This is a genomic window from Pseudomonas sp. AC169, assembly GCF_979258515.1.
On record NZ_OZ409866.1, the window covers coordinates 3985040 to 4004683 of the forward strand.

General features: G+C 59.3%; 17 protein-coding genes. 16 read left to right on the top strand and 1 reads right to left on the bottom strand.

The window, feature by feature from the left end; translation table 11 throughout:
* The 10 genes from lpxB (at position 1) to ispD (ending at position 13272) form a co-directional block, all read left to right on the top strand.
* Positions 1–1131 (top strand): lipid-A-disaccharide synthase, encoded by a 1131-nt coding sequence (lpxB, locus tag ACZZ0G_RS17835; RefSeq protein ID WP_463556997.1) that lies wholly within the window; start codon positions 1–3, stop codon positions 1129–1131.
* Between the two features lie 11 nt (positions 1132–1142).
* The gene (gene rnhB, locus ACZZ0G_RS17840; protein WP_007908845.1) at positions 1143–1769 is read left to right on the top strand and encodes a ribonuclease HII; all 627 of its coding nucleotides are present in this window, start codon (positions 1143–1145) and stop codon (positions 1767–1769) included.
* A 76-nt stretch (positions 1770–1845) separates the two neighbouring features.
* Positions 1846–5367 carry a DNA polymerase III subunit alpha gene (gene dnaE, locus ACZZ0G_RS17845; protein ID WP_463556998.1) on the top strand — a complete coding sequence of 1174 codons (3522 nt, stop codon included), beginning with the start codon at positions 1846–1848 and terminating at the stop codon, positions 5365–5367.
* A 139-nt stretch (positions 5368–5506) separates the two neighbouring features.
* A complete protein-coding gene (locus tag ACZZ0G_RS17850) occupies positions 5507–6454 on the top strand; it encodes an acetyl-CoA carboxylase carboxyltransferase subunit alpha (protein WP_158960639.1) in 948 nt (315 codons plus the stop codon).
* Between the two features lie 131 nt (positions 6455–6585).
* Positions 6586–7914 (top strand): tRNA lysidine(34) synthetase TilS, encoded by a 1329-nt coding sequence (tilS, locus tag ACZZ0G_RS17855; RefSeq protein WP_463556999.1) that lies wholly within the window; start codon positions 6586–6588, stop codon positions 7912–7914.
* A gap of 274 nt (positions 7915–8188) precedes the next feature.
* Complete coding sequence (locus ACZZ0G_RS17860) at positions 8189–9820, top strand: CTP synthase (RefSeq protein WP_093436570.1); 1632 nt, start codon at positions 8189–8191, stop codon at positions 9818–9820.
* Between the two features lie 5 nt (positions 9821–9825).
* Entirely contained in the window at positions 9826–10671 is an 846-nt protein-coding gene (gene kdsA, locus ACZZ0G_RS17865; RefSeq protein ID WP_016985082.1) for a 3-deoxy-8-phosphooctulonate synthase, read from the top strand.
* Between the two features lie 157 nt (positions 10672–10828).
* Positions 10829–12118 (top strand): phosphopyruvate hydratase, encoded by a 1290-nt coding sequence (gene eno / locus ACZZ0G_RS17870; protein ID WP_007908839.1) that lies wholly within the window; start codon positions 10829–10831, stop codon positions 12116–12118.
* A 171-nt stretch (positions 12119–12289) separates the two neighbouring features.
* On the top strand, positions 12290–12568 hold the full coding sequence (gene ftsB, locus ACZZ0G_RS17875; RefSeq protein WP_007908838.1) for a cell division protein FtsB: 279 nt from the start codon (positions 12290–12292) through the stop codon (positions 12566–12568).
* Positions 12565–13272, top strand: coding sequence for a 2-C-methyl-D-erythritol 4-phosphate cytidylyltransferase (gene ispD, locus ACZZ0G_RS17880; protein ID WP_463557000.1), 708 nt, complete (start codon positions 12565–12567; stop codon positions 13270–13272). The genes ftsB and ispD overlap by 4 nt, the downstream gene beginning before the upstream one ends.
* Positions 13273–13415: 143 nt before the next feature.
* On the opposite strand, the gene ACZZ0G_RS17885 is transcribed toward ispD, so the two are convergent.
* On the bottom strand, positions 13416–14312 hold the full coding sequence (locus ACZZ0G_RS17885; protein ID WP_463557001.1) for a LysR family transcriptional regulator: 897 nt from the start codon (positions 14310–14312) through the stop codon (positions 13416–13418).
* A gap of 117 nt (positions 14313–14429) precedes the next feature.
* Here ACZZ0G_RS17885 and ACZZ0G_RS17890 point away from each other — a divergent pair, with 117 nt between their 5' ends.
* From ACZZ0G_RS17890 to ACZZ0G_RS17915, 6 genes are all read left to right on the top strand, one after another.
* Positions 14430–15542, top strand: a complete 1113-nt coding sequence (locus ACZZ0G_RS17890; protein ID WP_007908835.1) for an S-(hydroxymethyl)glutathione dehydrogenase/class III alcohol dehydrogenase — start codon at positions 14430–14432, stop codon at positions 15540–15542.
* Between the two features lie 86 nt (positions 15543–15628).
* Positions 15629–16480: an S-formylglutathione hydrolase gene (gene fghA, locus ACZZ0G_RS17895; protein WP_463558867.1), complete on the top strand. Its 852-nt coding sequence runs from the start codon at positions 15629–15631 to the stop codon at positions 16478–16480.
* 44 nt (positions 16481–16524) lie between these two features.
* Complete coding sequence (ispF, locus tag ACZZ0G_RS17900; protein ID WP_463557002.1) at positions 16525–16998, top strand: 2-C-methyl-D-erythritol 2,4-cyclodiphosphate synthase; 474 nt, start codon at positions 16525–16527, stop codon at positions 16996–16998.
* Positions 16995–18053 (top strand): tRNA pseudouridine(13) synthase TruD, encoded by a 1059-nt coding sequence (gene truD / locus ACZZ0G_RS17905; protein WP_463557003.1) that lies wholly within the window; start codon positions 16995–16997, stop codon positions 18051–18053. Before ispF ends, truD begins: the two co-directional genes overlap by 4 nt.
* Positions 18041–18790 carry a 5'/3'-nucleotidase SurE gene (surE, locus tag ACZZ0G_RS17910; protein ID WP_007908831.1) on the top strand — a complete coding sequence of 250 codons (750 nt, stop codon included), beginning with the start codon at positions 18041–18043 and terminating at the stop codon, positions 18788–18790. The genes truD and surE overlap by 13 nt, the downstream gene beginning before the upstream one ends.
* 41 nt (positions 18791–18831) lie before the next feature.
* Entirely contained in the window at positions 18832–19467 is a 636-nt protein-coding gene (locus tag ACZZ0G_RS17915; RefSeq protein WP_171057346.1) for a protein-L-isoaspartate(D-aspartate) O-methyltransferase, read from the top strand.
* Positions 19468–19644: the final 177 nt, after the last annotated feature.

The window sequence follows — 19644 nt, forward strand, 5'->3', positions numbered from 1 at the left end:
ATGGCCAATCTGCGTATTGCGCTGGTGGCGGGTGAAGCTTCCGGTGACATTCTCGGCGCCGGTCTCATGCGCGCGCTCAAGGCACAGCATCCGGCGGTCGAGTTCATCGGCGTCGGTGGTCCGTTGATGCAGGCCGAAGGCCTGACGTCTTACTTCCCCATGGAGCGCTTGTCGGTCATGGGGCTGGTGGAAGTCCTCGGGCGTCTGCGTGAGCTGCTCAAGCGCCGCAAAGACCTGATCGCCACGCTGATCGCCGAGAAGCCGGACGTGTTCATCGGCATCGATGCTCCGGACTTCAATCTCAACATCGAACTCAAGCTACGTCAGGCCGGGATCAAGACCGTCCATTACGTCAGCCCGTCGGTATGGGCGTGGCGCCAGAAGCGCGTGCTGAAGATCCGCGAAGGCTGTGATCTGATGCTGACGCTGCTGCCGTTCGAAGCAAAATTCTACGAAGAGAAAGGCGTGCCGGTGAGGTTCGTTGGTCACACGCTGGCTGATACCATTCCGCTGGAAGCCGATCGTGCTGCGGCGCGTGCCGAGTTGGGCTTGCCCGACGGCCCGCTGGTGGCGCTGATGCCCGGCAGCCGGGGCGGCGAAGTGTCTCGACTGGGTGCGCTGTTCCTTGATACTGCCGAACGTCTGCGCGCGATGCGCCCGGGTTTGCGCTTTGTCATCCCGTGCGCCAATGCCGAACGCCGCGCGCAGCTTGAAGAGCTGCTCGCAGGCCGGGATCTGCCGGTGACCCTGCTCGATGGCAAATCGCATCTGGCCCTGGCCGCGTGCAATGCGGTGTTGATCGCCTCCGGCACAGCCACATTGGAAGCGCTGTTGTACAAGCGGCCGATGGTGGTGGCGTACCGCCTGGCACCGCTGACGTTCTGGATTCTCAAGCGCATGGTCAGGAGCCCGTATGTGTCCTTGCCAAATCTCCTGGCCCAGCGTCTGCTGGTCCCGGAATTGTTGCAGGATGATGCGACGGTCGAAGCATTGGCGCAGACCCTGTCGCCACTGATCGACGGCGGCGAAGAGCAGACCCGTGGCTTCGACGAGATCCACCGCACTTTGCGGCTGGATGCCTCCAATCAGGCGGCGGACGCCGTCCTCAACCTGATCGGTCAGACACGATGAGCAAGACAAGTATGCAGATGGGCCTCGATTTCACTCTGGTCGCCGAAGTCGAAGAACTGGTCGCCGGTGTCGATGAGGTCGGTCGTGGCCCTTTGTGCGGTGCGGTGGTAACGGCAGCTGTGATCCTCGATCCGAACCGGCCGATTCTCGGTCTCAACGATTCGAAGAAACTCACCGAAGCCAAGCGCGAAAAGCTCTACGACGAAATCATCGAGAAGTCCCTGAGCTGGTGCATCGCTCGCGCCGAAGTCGAAGAAATCGACGAGCTGAACATTCTCCACGCGACCATGCTGGCCATGCAGCGCGCAGTGGCCGGCCTGCACATTCAGCCGAAACTGGCGATGATCGACGGCAACCGTTGCCCGCAATTGCCGATGCGCGCCGAAGCGGTGGTGCAGGGCGACGGCAAGGTGCCGGCGATCGCTGCCGCGTCGATTCTGGCCAAGGTCAGCCGCGACCGTGAAATGGCTGCATTCGAATTGATCTACCCGGGTTACGGCATCGGTGGCCACAAAGGCTACCCGACGCCCGTTCATCTGGAAGCGTTGGTGCGTCTCGGCCCGACGCCGATTCACCGGCGCTCGTTCGCCCCGGTGCGTCAGGCTTATGAAGCGCTGGAAGGCCTGACGCAGGTTTAGTCGCAAGGCTGATGTTTTGTTCGAGGCCCGGTACAATCCGGGCCTTGTTGTCTCTATGTAACTGGACAGGATCACTATGCCGGCTTCATTCGTTCATCTACGCCTGCACACTGAATACTCGCTGGTCGACGGGCTGGTGCGGATCAAGCCGCTGGTCAAGGCGCTGACCGCCATGAACATGCCGGCGGTGGCGGTCACCGACCAGAACAACATGTGTTCCCTGGTCAAATTCTATAAAAACACCATGGGCGCCGGCATCAAGCCGATCTGCGGCGCCGACCTGTGGCTGTCGAACAAAGACCCGGATGCACCGCTGAGCCGACTCAGCCTGTTGGTGATGAACGCCAAGGGCTATCGCAACCTCACCGAGTTGATTTCGCGCGGCTTCATCGAAGGCCAGCGCAACGGCATGATCATTGTCGAACGCGAGTGGGTCGCCGAAGCCAACGAAGGCCTGATCATGCTGTCCGCCGCCAAAGAAGGCGAGATCGGCATGGCCATGATCGGCGGCAATCCGGCAGAAGCCGAAGCCCTGGCGCGCGAATGGATGACGGTGTTCCCGGATCGTTTCTATCTGGAAATCCAGCGCACCAATCGCCCCAACGATGAAGAACAACTGCACGGCGCCGTCGCCCTCGCCGACAAGCTCGGCGCGCCGCTGGTAGCGACCAACGATGTGCGCTTCATCAAGCAGGAAGACTTTGCCGCCCACGAAACCCGCGTGTGCATTGGTGAGGGCCGCGCCCTCGACGATCCGCGGCGTTCGAAGAATTACAGCGATCAGCAATACCTGAAAAGCGCCGAGGAAATGATCGAGCTGTTCAGCGATATTCCTGACGCGATTGAAAACACCGTCGAGATTGCCAAACGCTGCAACATCGAAGTGAAGCTGGGCACGCACTTTTTGCCCAACTTCCCGATCCCCGATGGCATGACCATCGATGAATATTTCCGCAAAGTGTCCTTCGACGGTCTCGAAGAGCGTCTGTCGGTGCTGCTGCCCAAGGACACCACCGAAGACTACGAAGCTAAGCGTCAGGTCTACGTTGATCGCTTGAATTTCGAGCTGGATATCATCATCCAGATGGGTTTCCCCGGTTACTTCCTGATCGTTATGGACTTTATCCAGTGGGCCAAGAACAACGGCGTACCGGTAGGTCCTGGCCGGGGGTCGGGTGCCGGTTCGTTGGTGGCTTATGTACAGAAGATCACTGACCTCGACCCGCTGGAATACGACCTGCTGTTCGAACGTTTCCTTAACCCGGAACGGGTTTCGATGCCCGACTTCGACGTTGACTTCTGCATGGACGGTCGTGACCGGGTGATCGACTACGTGGCCGAAAAATACGGTCGCAACGCGGTAAGTCAGATCATCACCTTCGGTTCGATGGCCGCAAAAGCGGTGGTGCGCGACGTGGCGCGGGTGCAGGGCAAGTCCTACGGTCTGGCGGATCGTCTGTCGAAGATGATTCCGTTCGAAGTCGGCATGACCCTGGAAAAAGCCTACGAGCAGGAAGAAATCCTGCGTGACTTCATCAAGGTCGATGAAGAAGCGGCAGAAATCTGGGAGATGGCGCGCAAGCTCGAAGGCGTCGTTCGTAACGTCGGTAAACACGCCGGTGGTGTGGTAATCGCCCCGACCAAACTGACGGACTTCTCGCCGATCTATTGCGACGAGGCCGGTGACGGCCTGGTAACCCAGTTCGACAAGGACGACGTTGAGGCCGCGGGTCTGGTGAAGTTCGACTTCCTCGGTCTGCGTACCCTGACGATCATCGACTGGGCGCTGAAAACGATTAACCGCGACCGCGCCAAGGTCAACGAGCCGCCGCTGGATATCGCGTTTATCCCGCTGGACGACAAACCGACGTACTCGTTGTTGCAAAAAGCTGAAACCACCGCAGTGTTCCAGCTTGAATCCCGCGGCATGAAAGAGCTGATCAAAAAGCTCAAGCCCGACTGCCTGGAAGACTTGATCGCACTGGTGGCCCTGTTCCGTCCGGGCCCGCTGCAGTCCGGCATGGTGGACGACTTCATCAACCGTAAGCACGGTCGCGCCGAACTGGCGTACCCGCACTCGGATTATCAGTACGAAGGTTTGAAGCCGGTTCTGGCGCCGACATACGGCATCATCCTGTATCAGGAACAGGTGATGCAGATTGCTCAGGTCATGGCGGGTTACACCCTCGGCGGCGCGGACATGCTCCGTCGTGCCATGGGTAAGAAAAAGCCTGAGGAAATGGCCAAGCAGCGCGGCGGTTTCATTGAAGGTTGCGCGACCAACAACATCGACGCCGACCTCGCCGGTAACATCTTTGACCTGGTAGAAAAATTCGCCGGTTACGGCTTCAACAAATCCCACTCCGCCGCCTACGGCCTGGTGTCGTACCAGACGGCGTGGCTGAAAGCGCACTACCCAGCGCCGTTCATGGCCGCGGTACTGTCGGCGGACATGCACAACACCGACAAGGTCGTGACCTTGATCGAGGAAGTGCGCACGATGAAGCTGCGCCTCGACGCGCCGGACGTGAACACTTCGGAGTTCAAGTTCACGGTGAACGACGACGGCCGCATCGTCTACGGCCTCGGCGCGATCAAAGGCGTTGGTGAAGGTCCGGTGGAAGCGATCACCGAGGCGCGTCAGGAAGGTCCGTTCAAGGATCTGTTCGACTTCTGCGCGCGGGTCGATCTCAAGCGCATCAACAAGCGTACGCTGGACGGTCTGATCCGCAGCGGCGCACTGGATCGTCTGGGCCCGTACTTCCACGACGAACAAAAGGCTTATCAGGCCAATATCGACCGCAACCGCTCGGTATTGCTGGCGGCGATGGAAGAGGCGATCAAGGCCGCGGAACAGACCGCGCGTACCCACGATTCTGGCCACGCCGACCTGTTTGGCGGCCTGTTTGTCGAAGAGGACGCCGACGTTTATGCGTCCCATCGCAAGGCCAAGGAGCTGACCCTCAAGGAACGTCTCAAGGGTGAAAAAGACACCTTGGGCCTGTATCTGACCGGTCACCCGATCGACGAATACGAAGGCGAAATCCGTCGCTTCGCTCGTCAGCGCATCATCGACCTGAAACCGGCGCGTGACACGCAGACCGTGGCCGGAATGATCATTGCCCTGCGCGTGATGAAGAACAAGAAGGGCGACAAGATGGGCTTTATCACCCTCGACGACCGCTCGGGGCGGATCGAGGCGTCGCTGTTTGCCGATGCGTTCCATTCTGCGCAATCGTTGTTGCAGACCGACGCGATGGTGGTGGTCGAAGGCGAAGTCAGCAACGACGACTTCTCCGGCGGCCTGCGCCTGCGGGTCAAGCGCGTGATGAGCATGGAAGATGCGCGCACCAATCTGGCCGAGAGCCTGCGCCTGAAGCTGCAAACCCAGGATCTGAAAGGCGATCAGCTACGCTGGTTGGGGGATTTGCTCAAGCGTCATCGCGGCGCGTGCCCGATCACCATGGAGTACACCAGCCCGGATGCGAAGACCTTGCTGCAGTTCGGCGAGACTTGGCGAATTGATCCGGCGGATGCCTTGATTCAGGCTCTGCGTGACCAGTTCGGGCGAGACAACGTCTTCCTCCAATACCGTTGACCGGCAGGTGCCATCATTGCGCTTGCCCGCAACCTGAATTTTTAATCTCGACCTCAGCGCGCCTCTCCCTTAAGGTAGGGCGCGAATAGACAACCGGCCGGCCCAAGCTCATTTGGGACACGACCCAAGACGGACGCCTATGAACCCGAATTTTCTAGATTTCGAACAGCCGATCGCCGACCTGCAAGCCAAGATCGAAGAGTTGCGCTTGGTCGGTAATGACAATTCGCTGAATATCGGCGATGAGATCTCCCGCCTGCAGGACAAGAGCAAAACGCTGACCGAAGACATCTTCGGCAAGCTGACCAGCTGGCAGATCGCACGCCTGGCGCGTCACCCGAAACGCCCGTATACCCTGGACTACATCCAGCACATCTTCACCGAGTTCGACGAACTGCACGGCGACCGTCACTTCTCTGACGACGCGGCAATCGTTGGCGGCATCGCCCGTCTGGAAGACCAGCCGGTGATGATCATCGGTCACCAGAAAGGTCGCGAAGTGCGCGAGAAAGTTCGCCGCAACTTCGGCATGCCGCGTCCGGAAGGCTACCGCAAGGCGTGCCGTCTGATGGAGATGGCCGAGCGTTTCAAAATGCCGATTCTGACCTTCATCGACACCCCGGGTGCCTACCCTGGCATCGACGCTGAAGAGCGCAACCAGAGCGAAGCGATCGCCTGGAACCTGCGTGTGATGTCGCGTCTGAAAACTCCGATCATCGCCACCGTAATTGGTGAAGGCGGTTCCGGTGGTGCACTGGCCATTGGCGTCTGCGATCAGTTGAACATGCTGCAATACTCGACCTACGCGGTGATCTCGCCGGAAGGTTGCGCTTCGATTCTGTGGAAAACCGCAGAAAAGGCCCCGGATGCCGCTGAAGCGATGGGCATCACCGCCGAGCGTCTGAAAGGCCTGGGCATTGTCGACAAGGTGATTGGCGAGCCTCTGGGCGGCGCACACCGTGATCCGGCTGCTGCGGCTGCATCGATCCGTGCAGAGCTGAGCTCGCAACTGGCGATGCTGAAGAAGTTCGATAACGAAGCGCTGTTGAAGCGTCGTTATGATCGACTGATGAGCTACGGTCTCTAAGTCGCACGCAATACCCATGTGGGAGCGAGCCTGCTCGCGAAAGCGGTATAACAGTCGACAAATGTGTTGAATGTTAAACCGTCTTCGCGAGCAGGCTCGCTCCCACATTTGTTTGGGGCAGAGAGAAACATATGGTCCAGTCCATGATTGATTTGCCTTCCCGGCTTCTGCGCAACCTTGAGCCTTGGCGCAACGCCACTCATTGGCGTATCGCCTTCTCCGGTGGTCTCGACTCCACTGTTCTGCTGCATCTGCTCGCCCATCTCGCAAAATCCGAATCCCTCCCTCCACTCAGCGCTATTCATATTCACCACGGCCTCCAGGTTGCGGCTGACGCGTGGCCACAGCATTGCCAGTCCGTGTGCGATGCGCTGGGTGTTCCGTTGCTGATCGAACGTGTGAAGGTGCAACCGGGTGCAAGTCTGGAGCGCGCAGCGCGGGATGCGCGCTACGCCGTGTTCAGCTCGTTGACGCAAGCTGATGACTTACTGCTGACAGGTCAGCATCGCGATGATCAAGCGGAAACGCTGTTGTTCCGGCTGCTGCGCGGTGCCGGTGTGCGCGGATTATCCGCGATGCCGCGACAGCGTCCGGTGGGGCAGGGAACGCTGATTCGCCCATTGCTCGATGTTTCCCGGGCCGAACTCGAAGCGTATGCGCAAGCTCATCAATTAAGCTGGATCGAAGACCCGTCGAATCAAGATCGGCAGTTCTCGCGCAATTACCTGCGGCATCAGGTCATGCCGTTGCTGAGCGAGCGCTGGCCGCAAGCGCAGACAAGCATGGCTCGCAGTGCCGCGCATCTGCGTGAAGCCCAAGGGTTGCTGGATGAGTTGGCGCAGATCGATCTGGCGCAGGCCGCCACCTCTCATGATTTCGAATGGCTGGGATTACCGTCGCTGGAGTTGGCGCCGCTGGCGGTGTTGTCTGCCCCCCGCCAGCGAAACGCCCTCAGTCACTGGCTCGAACCGCTGACGCGCCTGCCTGACACCGACCATTGGTCGGGTTGGACGGATCTGTGCGATGCCGCTCCTGATGCGTCACCGGTCTGGCGTCTGGCCGATGGCGAGTTGCACCGCAGTGCCGGTCGTCTGTGGTGGCTCAGCGGTGACTGGCTGCGTACGCCAGTGATCGGCTGCGAGTGGCAGAGCCCGGCGTCAGCGCTACGCTTGGCCGATAACGGACGCGTCATGTTCAGCGGGCAGACTCCTTGCGGGCCGTTGCGCATAGCCTATCGTCAGGGCGGCGAAGTGATGCATGTAGCCGATCGCGGTCACCGTGATCTCAAACGCCTGCTCAATGAACGCGCGGTGCCGGGTTTCGTCCGTGGCAGATTGCCGCTGCTGTTTCGCGGCGATGAATTGCTCGCGGTGGCGAACCTGTCGGGACTTGATGGCCATTTGCAGCACGGCTGGAAATTGCATTGGCAGCCAACAGACGAAGATCAAGGTTTGAGCTGAAAGGAGCATTCCGGTAGACTACGCTCCCTTCTTGATACAACTTCTGTGGATTCGCCTGAATTGCAGGAGTTGCCGATTACCAAGCAGTCTTTGCTGGGCGATTCCAAAAAATGTGTAGCGAGCAACGTACCGGTGATTCATCTGCCGGTCTGTCCCAACGCGGCGGTTTTTTTGAAAGGTGCACTGTGATTAATGCAGGTGATCGGGGGCTTCGGCCTTCCTTCGCTTTCCCCGGCGGCTCGTACCGCTTTAACGCAGACTTCTAGGGTTTTTCATGACGCGCTACATATTCGTCACGGGCGGTGTTGTTTCTTCATTGGGGAAAGGCATTGCCTCGGCTTCATTGGCGGCTATCCTGGAGGCGCGGGGGCTTAAGGTCACCATGCTGAAGCTGGATCCGTACATCAACGTCGATCCGGGCACCATGAGTCCGTTCCAGCACGGTGAAGTGTTCGTCACCCACGACGGCGCCGAGACCGACCTGGACCTGGGTCACTACGAGCGGTTCATCCGCACGACCATGACCCAGAACAACAACTTCACCACCGGCCGTGTCTACGAGCACGTGCTGCGCAAAGAGCGCCGTGGTGACTACCTGGGTGCAACCATTCAGGTGATCCCGCACATCACCGACGAAATCAAGCGCCGCATCATCAAGGGTGCCGGTGACGCTGACGTGGCCATGGTCGAAATCGGTGGCACCGTCGGTGACATCGAGTCGCAACCGTTCCTCGAAGCCATCCGCCAGCTGCGTTTCGAAGTCGGCGCCAAGCGCGCGATGCTGATGCACCTGACTTTGGTGCCGTACATCGCCACCGCCGGCGAGACCAAAACCAAGCCAACCCAGCACTCGGTAAAAGAGCTGCGTTCGATCGGCCTGCAGCCAGACGTGCTGGTGTGCCGTTCCGATCACCCGATCGACATCTCGTCGCGTCGCAAGATCGCCCAGTTCACCAACGTTGAAGAACGTGCGGTGATCGCACTGGAAGACGCCGATACCATCTACAAGATCCCGGGCATCCTGCACTCGCAGGGTCTGGACGATTTCGTCGTTGAGCGTTTCGGTCTGCAATGCGGCAGCGCCGATCTGTCCGAGTGGGACGCGGTGGTTGACGCCAAGCTGAACCCGGAACACGAAGTGACCATCGCCATGGTCGGCAAGTACATGGAGCTGCTGGACGCCTACAAGTCGCTGATCGAAGCGATGAGTCACGCCGGCATCAGCAACCGCACCAAGGTCAATCTGCGTTACATCGATTCCGAAGACATCGAAAACCAGGGCACTGCGCTGCTCGAAGGTGTCGACGCGATCCTCGTACCGGGCGGCTTCGGTCTGCGCGGCGTGGAAGGCAAGATCACTGCCGTTCAGTACGCTCGCGAAAACAAGGTTCCGTACCTGGGTATCTGCCTCGGTATGCAAGTGGCGGTCATCGAGTTCGCCCGTAATGTGATGGGCTGGAAAGACGCCAACTCCACCGAGTTCGATCGTGCCAGCGGCCACCCGGTTGTCGGTCTGATCACCGAATGGGAAGACGCTACCGGTGCCGTTGAAGTGCGTACCGAATCGTCCGATCTGGGCGGCACCATGCGCCTCGGCGCTCAGGACTGCCTGCTGGAAGCCGGTTCCAAGGTGCACGACTGCTACGGCAAGGACGTGATTGTCGAGCGTCACCGTCACCGTTATGAAGTGAACAACAATCTGCTGCCACAGCTGATCGAAGCCGGCCTGAAAATCTCCGGTCGCTCCGCTGATGCGGCGCTGGTTGAAGTGGTTGAAGCGGCCGATCACCCATGGTTCGTCGCTTGCCAGTTTCACCCTGAGTTCACCTCGACACCACGTGATGGCCATCCGCTGTTCAGCGGTTTTGTCAAAGCAGCGTTGGCTCAACACCAGAAGAAGGCGTAACCCCGATGGCACAGAAGATCATCCGCGTCGGCGACATCGAGATTGCCAACGACAAACCCATGGTGCTGTTCGGCGGCATGAACGTGCTGGAAAGCCGTGACATGGCCATGCAGGTTTGCGAAGAGTACGTAAAGGTCACCGAAAAACTCGGTATCCCTTACGTGTTCAAGGCCAGCTTCGACAAGGCCAACCGGTCTTCTGTGACCTCCTATCGTGGTCCTGGCCTGGAAGAGGGCATGCGCATCTTCCAGGACATCAAACAAGCCTTTGGCGTGCCGATCATCACCGACGTCCACGAGCCGGATCAGGCTGCGGTCGTCGCTGAGGTCTGCGACATCATTCAGCTGCCGGCCTTCCTGTCGCGCCAGACCGATCTGGTCGTCGCGATGGCCAAGACCAACGCAGTCATCAATATCAAGAAAGCCCAGTTCCTCGCGCCTCAGGAAATGAAACACATCCTGAACAAGTGCGTGGAAGCGGGTAACGATCAATTGATCCTCTGCGAGCGTGGTTCGAGCTTCGGCTACAACAACCTCGTGGTCGACATGCTCGGCTTCGGCATCATGAAGCAGTTCGAGTACCCGGTATTCTTCGACGTGACCCATGCGCTGCAAATGCCGGGTGGTCGTGCCGACTCCGCGGGCGGTCGCCGTGCACAGGTTCTGGATCTGGCCAAGGCGGGCATGAGCCAGTCGCTGGCGGGTCTGTTCCTCGAAGCACATCCGGATCCGGACAATGCCAAATGCGACGGCCCTTGCGCCTTGCGTCTGGACAAACTGGAGCCATTTCTGGCCCAGCTCAAAGCTCTGGACGAACTGGTGAAGAGTTTTCCGACGGTAGAAACCGCGTAACACTCAATTCTCCGGTAAAGTACCGCACGATTTGTCGCTCATGCCCTCGGGCATGAGCGTTATCGTCTGCAAGCCTGCCCGCTGCACACCCCTTGCCGACGGTAAAAAGATTTCCTCTAGCTGCGTCGTTTTCGTCAACTTTGGAGTGTTTACAACAATGGCAAAAATCGTCGACATCAAAGGTCGTGAAGTTCTCGACTCCCGTGGCAATCCCACCGTGGAAGCGGACGTGCTTCTCGACAACGGCATCATCGGCAGCGCTTGCGCGCCGTCCGGTGCATCCACTGGCTCGCGTGAAGCGCTCGAGCTGCGTGATGGCGACAAGAGCCGTTACCTGGGCAAGGGCGTGCTCAAAGCGGTAGCCAACATCAACGGTCCGATCCGCGATCTGCTGCTGGGCACCGACCCAAGCGACCAGAAAGCGCTGGATCACGCGATGATCAAGCTCGACGGTACCGAAAACAAAGCGACCCTGGGCGCCAACGCCATCCTCGCCGTGTCCCTGGCTGCGGCCAAGGCTGCTGCGCAGGATCAGGACCTGCCGCTGTACGCACACATCGCCAACCTCAACGGCACTCCGGGTGTTTACTCGATGCCGGTACCGATGATGAACATCATCAACGGTGGCGAGCACGCCGATAACAACGTCGACATCCAGGAATTCATGGTGCAGCCGGTTGGCGCCAAGTCGTTCTCGGAAGGTCTGCGCATGGGCACCGAGATTTTCCATCACTTGAAAGCCGTGTTGAAGGCCCGTGGCCTGAGCACTGCCGTTGGCGACGAAGGCGGTTTCGCACCGAACCTGGCGTCCAACGAAGACGCGCTGAAAGTGATCTCGGAAGCTGTGGCCAATGCCGGTTACAAGCTGGGCACTGACGTGACCCTGGCGCTGGACTGCGCGGCCAGCGAATTCTACGAAGACGGCAAGTACAACCTGTCCGGCGAAGGCCAGGTGTTCACCGCTGAAGGTTTCGCCGACTACCTGAAAGGTCTGACCGAACGTTACCCGATCATCTCGATCGAAGACGGTCTGGACGAGTCCGACTGGGCTGGCTGGAAGATCCTCACCGACAAGATCGGCGAGAAGGTTCAACTGGTGGGCGACGACCTGTTCGTCACCAACACCAAGATCCTGAAAGAGGGCATCGATAAAAACATCGCCAACTCGATCCTGATCAAGTTCAACCAGATCGGCACCCTGACCGAAACCCTGGAAGCCATCCAGATGGCCAAGGCTGCCGGTTACACCGCAGTGATTTCGCACCGTTCCGGCGAAACCGAAGATTCGACCATTGCCGACCTGGCAGTGGGCACCTCGGCTGGCCAGATCAAGACCGGTTCGCTGTGCCGTTCCGACCGCGTTTCCAAGTACAACCAACTGCTGCGTATCGAAGAGCAGTTGAACGGCAAGGCCAAGTACAACGGTCGCAGCGAGTTCCGCGGCTAAGTACAAATCGATGGAAGGACACCGGATTGTGTCGAAAAAGTCGTGACAGCGATGGATTTGCCACTAATCTGATGCCTTAAAGCACAAGCCTGGATCTTTCCAGGCTTCGTGCTATCAGATGCTTCAAAGTTTTGGCGTGGCTGTCTTTTTTCACTGGATACCTGATATTCGATGCGCAGTCCTTACTGGTTGTTTCTCGTTTTGCTCTTGCTACTGGCCGGTCTGCAGTACCGCCTGTGGGTGGGCAATGGCAGTCTGGCGCAGGTCGCCGAGCTGAATCAGCAGATTGCTGATCAACATGCCGAGAACGAGGGTTTGCTGGAGCGCAACCGAGTGATGGACGCTGAAGTCAGCGAATTGAAAAAGGGCATGGAGACCGTTGAAGAGCGGGCTCGTCACGAGTTGGGCATGGTCAAGGACGGCGAAACCCTTTACCAGTTGGCTCAATGATCAATTCCCTGCCGGCCTTCTGGGCCGTGATTCCTGCCGCGGGCGTCGGTGCCCGAATGGCCGCGGACCGTCCCAAGCAATATCTGCAACTGGGCGGGCGCACAATTCTCGAACACAGCCTCGGCTGTTTCCTTGATCACCCGAGCCTCAAAGGGCTGGTGGTCAGTCTTGCTGTTGATGATCCTTATTGGCCGAACCTGGCCTGCGCCAGCGATCCGCGAATTCAGCGAGTTGAGGGCGGGGCCGAGCGTTCTGGCTCGGTGCTCAATGCCTTGCTGCACTTGCATGCGCAGGGTGCCGATGATGAGGATTGGGTGCTGGTGCATGATGCGGCGCGACCGAATCTGAGTCGTGAAGATCTCGACAAGTTACTTGATGAGCTGGCGGATGATCCGGTGGGCGGTTTGCTCGCGGTGCCGGCGCGCGACACGTTGAAGCGGGTCGACAAGCACGGTCGGGTGGTGGAAACCGTCGATCGCAGCGTGATCTGGCAGGCGTACACGCCGCAGATGTTTCGTCTTGGCGCGCTGCATCGGGCGTTGGCGGACAGTTTGGTCGCTGATGCGGTGATCACCGATGAGGCTTCGGCGATGGAATGGGCCGGGCTGGCGCCGCGTCTGATTGAAGGGCGGGCGGATAACCTCAAGGTGACCCGGCCAGAAGATCTGGAGTGGTTGCGGCAGCGTTGGGCGAATCGCCGCTGAGTGCTGTGGTGCCTATTCTGCCGCCTCCGCGAGCAAGCTCGCTCCCACATTTGACTTGCGCCTGACCCCAAATTTGCATTCACCGCCGATCCCCTGTGGGAGCGAGCTTGCTCGCGAAGGCGGCCGCACGAACAACCCATCACTCAGCTTCTATATTCCGGCCGCTCAGCCAACCCTTCCTTAAGAAAATCCACCAACTTGCGCACCTTCGGCGACAAGTGCCGTTGCTGTGGATACAGCGCCCACACCGCGGTATTCGGCGGCTGATGCGCCTCCAACAGCGAAATCAACGCGCCACTGTGCAGATGCTCCAACACGTAGTAATCCGGCAACTGGCACAGCCCAACCCCCTGAAGCGCCGCGTCCAACACCGCTTGCCCACTGTTGCAGCGCCAGTTCCCCTGCACCCGCTGGGAAAACTCCCGCCCGTTTTGCTCAAGCTGCCAGATGTCCGAACTACCGATCAGGCAATTGTGCCGACTCAATTCCGACAGACTGTGTGGGCGGCCGTACCGCTCAACGTAGGACGGTGAGGCACAGAGAAACATCCGACGCGGTGCCAAGCGCGTGGCGACCAAGCGTGAATCCTGCAATCGACCGAGACGAATCGCCAGATCCAGCCCTTCATGCACCAGATCGAGCTGGCGATTGCTCAATTCGATGTCGATGCGCAGTTGCGGATAAAGACTCATGAAACGCGTTACCAACGGCACGATAAACCGCTCGCCGTAAGCCACTGCGCAGGTCATGCGCAGCATGCCTTTCGGCTCGCTGGTCAGGTCGCCAACCGCACGCAAGGCTTCTTCGCGGCCGTCCTGCAAGCGTTGGCAATGTTGCAGAAAGGTCTGCCCGGCCTCGGTCAGTGTCACTCTGCGAGTACTGCGATAAAGCAGGCGTGTTTGCAATCGCTCTTCCAGCCGTACGATTTGTCGACTGACGTGGGAGGAAGAAACCCCCAAGCGTTCAGCCGCTGCGGTGAACTGGCTGCATTCGGCAACGGCGACGAACTCGTCGATGCCTTCCCAGCGATTTTCGGACATCAGGATTATCCCTGTATGGCAATAATGTTTTGCTTTTGTCCTGATTATTCATCGTAAAGCCATGTATTACACTCCTTGTCTGCTTTTTTATTTCAATGGATCCACTGGAGAGTCAGCATGATCAAGTCGCGCGCCGCCGTAGCCTTCGAGGCCAAGAAGCCGCTGGAAATCGTAGAAGTCGATGTCGCCATGCCCAAGGCCGGTGAAGTCCTCCTGCGTGTCGTCGCTTCTGGTGTTTGCCACACCGATGCCTACACCCTGTCCGGTGCTGACCCGGAAGGCATCTTCCCGTCGATCCTCGGCCACGAAGGCGGCGCGATCGTAGAAGCGATCGGCGAGGGCGTGACCTCGGTTGCCGTGGGCGATCACGTCATTCCGCTGTACACCCCGGAATGTGGCCAGTGCAAATTTTGCAAGTCGGGCAAGACCAACCTGTGTCAGGCGATTCGCGCAACCCAAGGCAAAGGTTTGATGCCGGACGGCACTTCGCGTTTTTCCTACAAGGGCGAAACGATTTTCCACTACATGGGTACGTCGACGTTCTCGGAATACACCGTGTTGCCGGAAATCTCTGTGGCCAAAATCTCCAAGGACGCGCCACTGGAAAAAGTTTGCCTGTTGGGCTGTGGCGTCACCACCGGCATCGGTGCAGTGCTTAACACCGCCAAGGTCAAACCGGGTGACACCGTGGCCATCTTCGGTCTGGGCGGCATTGGTCTGTCTGCGGTGATCGGCGCGGTGAAAGCCAAGGCTGCGCGCATCATCGCCATCGACATCAACCCGGCCAAGTTCGAGATCGCCAAGCAACTCGGCGCCACCGACTGCGTGAACCCGAAAGACTTCGATCGTCCGATTCAGGAAGTGATCGTCGACATGACCGATGGCGGCGTCGACTTCTCCTTCGAATGCATCGGCAACGTGCAACTGATGCGCGCCGCGCTTGAGTGCTGCCACAAAGGTTGGGGCGAGTCGGTAATCATCGGTGTCGCCGGTGCTGGCCAGGAAATCGCGACCCGTCCGTTCCAGTTGGTCACCGGTCGCGTCTGGCGCGGTTCGGCATTCGGCGGCGTGCGCGGTCGTACCGAATTGCCAAGCTACGTCGACATGGCGCAGAGCGGCGAGATCCCGCTGGACACTTTCATCACCCACACCATGGGCCTGGAAGACATCAACAAGGCGTTCGACCTGATGCACGAAGGCAAGAGCATCCGTACCGTCATTCATTTCTAAACGCAGCCCCAAGTTACAAGCTTCAAGCTGCAGAGGCGCTTTTGCCTTTTCTTGACGCTCGAAGCTTGCCGCTTGCAGCTGGGAGAATCCCCATGAGTCTGGAAAACATCTCCTGTCAGAAAAGTTTTGGTGGCTGGCACAAGCGTTATCGCCATCGCTCCGACGTACTCGGTTGCGACATGGTGTTCGCCGTGTACCTGCCACCACAGGCGGAGCAGGGCGGTAAATTGCCTGTGCTGTATTGGCTGTCCGGCCTGACCTGCACTGATGAAAACTTCATGCAGAAGGCCGGTGCGATGCGCATGGCCGCTGAACTCGGCTTGATCATCGTTGCGCCGGACACTAGCCCGCGCGGGCCGGATGTACCGGGCGATCCGGATGGCGCTTGGGATTTCGGTCTCGGCGCCGGGTTCTATCTGAATGCCACGCAGGAGCCTTGGTCGCGCCACTATCGGATGCATGACTATGTCGTGCAGGAATTGCCTTCACTGGTTGAAGCGCATTTCCCTGCGTCCGACAAACGCAGCATCAGTGGCCACTCCATGGGCGGTCACGGTGCGCTGGTCTGTGCGTTGCGCAATCCGGGACGTTACCAATCGGTATCGGCTTTTTCGCCGATCAACAACCCGATGGATTGCCCATGGGGGCAAAAAGCCTTTTCCCGTTTCCTGGGCGAAGACCGTTCGAAGTGGAAGGAGTGGGATGCCTGCGCATTGATTGCCGAGGCGGATGAAAAACTGCCGCTGCTGGTCGATCAGGGTGATCGCGATGACTTCCTCGCGACCCAACTCAAACCGGAAGCCCTGCAACAAGCGGCAAAACAAGCGGGCCACCCACTGGAACTGCGCCTGCAACCGGGCTACGACCACAGCTATTTCTTCATCTCAAGCTTCATAGACGACCACTTGCAGCATCACGCGCGCGCTCTACGCGGTTAATGCAGGTAGAATCACGCCCTGACAAAAATCGGGGCGTTTTTTTTATGCGTATTGGCCACGGCTATGATGTGCACCGTTTCGCTGAAGGCGATTTCATTACTCTGGGCGGCGTGCGCATTGCACACAGCTTCGGGCTGCTCGCTCATTCCGACGGTGACGTCCTGCTGCACGCCTTGAGCGATGCCTTGCTCGGCGCCGCGGCGCTGGGTGATATCGGCAAACACTTCCCGGACACCGACCCGCAATTCAAGGGCGCCGACAGCCGTGCGCTGCTGCGTCACGTGGTCGGGCTGATCCACGCCAAAGGTTGGAAAATCGGCAACGTCGACAACACCATCGTCGCCCAGGCACCAAAAATGGCCCCGCATATCGAATCGATGCGCGCGCTGATCGCGGCGGATCTTCAAGTTGAGTTGGATCAAGTGAACGTGAAAGCTACCACCACCGAAAAGCTTGGCTTTGTCGGTCGCGAAGAAGGCATCGCCGTGCACTCCGTTGCCTTGTTGCTGCGCGCATGAATGAACTGCAATTGCTCGGCCCGCGTGCTTATGGGGAACCTCTCGGCAGCGCGGTACTGAAAGCCATCGCTGAAGATTTTCAGGTCGATGAAGTCCTCGACATTCCGTTCAGCGGCGACGGTGAACACCTGTGGATCTGGGTGGAAAAGCGTGGTCTGAACACTGAAGAAGCCGCGCGGCGTATCGCCAAGGCTGCTGGTGTGCCGTTGCGCACCGTCAGCTATGCCGGCCTCAAGGATCGTCAGGCGTTGACCCGTCAGTGGTTCAGCGTGCAATTGCCGGGCAAGGCCGATCCGGATCTGTCAGCGGCGGAAAATGACACGCTGAAGATCCTCAAGACCACCCGCCACAAGCGCAAGCTGCAACGTGGCGCGCATTCGGCCAACGGTTTTACCTTGCGCCTGACTCAGTTCACGGGCGACAGAGACGCGATTGAACAGCGTCTGCAACTGATCGCCAAGCAAGGCATCCCCAATTATTTCGGCGCTCAGCGTTTCGGCCATGACGGCGGCAATGTCGTCGATGCCCGTTCGTGGGCGGCACGCAAGGCCTTGCCGGAACAGCGCAATGTGCGTTCGCGTCTGCTGTCGACGGCGCGCAGCTTTCTGTTCAACAAAGTGCTGGCGGCGCGTGTTGCCGATGGCACCTGGCAAAAAGCCCAGGTCGGCGATCTGCTCGCCTTCACCGACAGCCGCAGTTTTTTTCCCGCCGGTGAAGCCGAGTGCAGCGATCCGCGCCTGGCGATTCTCGATCTGCATCCAACCGGACCGCAGTGGGGCGAAGGTGACTCGCCGACCGCAGGCGCTGTCCATGAACTGGAGCAGGGGATTGCCGCCGATGAAGCAGAGTTGCGCGATTGGTTGATTCACGCTGGCATGAGCCACGAACGTCGTATCCTGCGACTGCCCATTGGCGGGTTGACGTGGCATTATCCCCAGCCTGACATTCTGCAACTGGAATTCGTCCTCCCGGCCGGATGCTTCGCCACCGTATTGGTGCGCGAACTCGTTGATCTGGTGCCGGTGGGGCAGACGGACAGCCCATGCGTATTCTGATTTCTAACGACGATGGGGTAACCGCACCCGGTCTCGCCGCGCTTTATGCTGCGCTGGCGGATTACACCGAATGCGTGGTTATCGCCCCGGAGCAGGACAAGAGCGGCGCCAGCAGTTCGCTGACGCTCGACCGTCCGCTGCACCCGCAATACCTGGCCAACGGCTTTATCAGCCTCAACGGCACACCGACCGACTGCGTGCACCTGGGCCTCAACGGCCTGCTGGAGCGTGAGGCAGACATGGTGGTGTCCGGGATCAACCTCGGCGCCAATCTGGGTGATGACGTGCTGTATTCCGGGACAGTGGCGGCCGCCCTTGAGGGACGTTTCCTCGAGCGCCCTTCGTTCGCTTTTTCGCTGGTCTCACGGCAGGTGGATAATCTGCCGACAGCGGCTTACTTTGCGCGCAAACTGGTCGAAGCCCATGCCGGGCTGGATCTGCCGCCGCGCACGGTGCTCAACGTGAACATTCCCAATTTGCCGATCGACCATATTCGCGGTATTCAGTTGACCCGCCTCGGCCACCGTGCTCGGGCGGCAGCACCGATGAAAGTGGTCGATCCGCGTGGCAAGGCCGGCTACTGGATTGCCGCTGCTGGCGACGCCGAAGACGGCGGCCCGGGCACCGACTTTCATGCGGTGATGCAGGGTTACGTTTCCATCACCCCGTTGCAGCTTGATCGCACCTTCAACGATGCGTTCAGAAGCCTCGACGGCTGGCTGGAGGGACTGCGCTGATGGCCCGCGAACACGAAGACCGCCTGCGCAGCGGCATCGGCATGACGTCCCAGCGTACCCGCGAGCGCCTGATTCAGCGCCTGTATGAAGAAGGTGTGTCCAACGCCAAGGTGCTGGAAGTGATCCGGCGTACGCCACGTCATCTGTTCGTTGACGAAGCATTGGCACACCGCGCTTATGAAGACACGGCGCTGCCGATCGGCAACAACCAGACTATTTCCCAGCCTTATATGGTGGCGCGCATGAGCGAGCTGCTGCTGGAGGCCGGGCCACTGGATAAAGTGCTGGAGATCGGCACCGGTTCCGGTTATCAGACAGCCGTGTTGTCACAACTGGTCGAGCGGGTGTTCTCGGTTGAGCGCATCAAGGTGTTGCAGGATCGCGCCAAGGAACGTCTGGTCGAGCTGAACCTGCGCAACGTGGTGTTTCGCTGGGGCGATGGCTGGGAAGGCTGGCCGGCGCTGGCGCCGTATAACGGCATTATCGTCACCGCCGTGGCTACGGATGTCCCGCAAGCCTTGCTTGATCAACTGGCTCCGGGCGGACGCATGGTGATTCCGGTCGGCTCGGGCGAAGTGCAGCAATTGCTGCTAATTGTTCGAGAAGAAAACGGTTTCTCGCGACATGTTTTAGGTGCCGTTCGCTTCGTGCCTTTGCTCAATGGGCCACTGGCCTGAGCATTTGTTTACAGGCGCTGAATTCCTTTCGTTCGCTCAGGTCTTACTTCGGCAGCGATGGTTTAAACGCGCAGATTGTCAGCTTGCAAACGTGTGCGCGAAGCGATTTCGCTTCATTAAAGGTAAAGCCGATCCGGCCCGTTATACTGGCGACACCTCATGCCGAGATCCGGCATT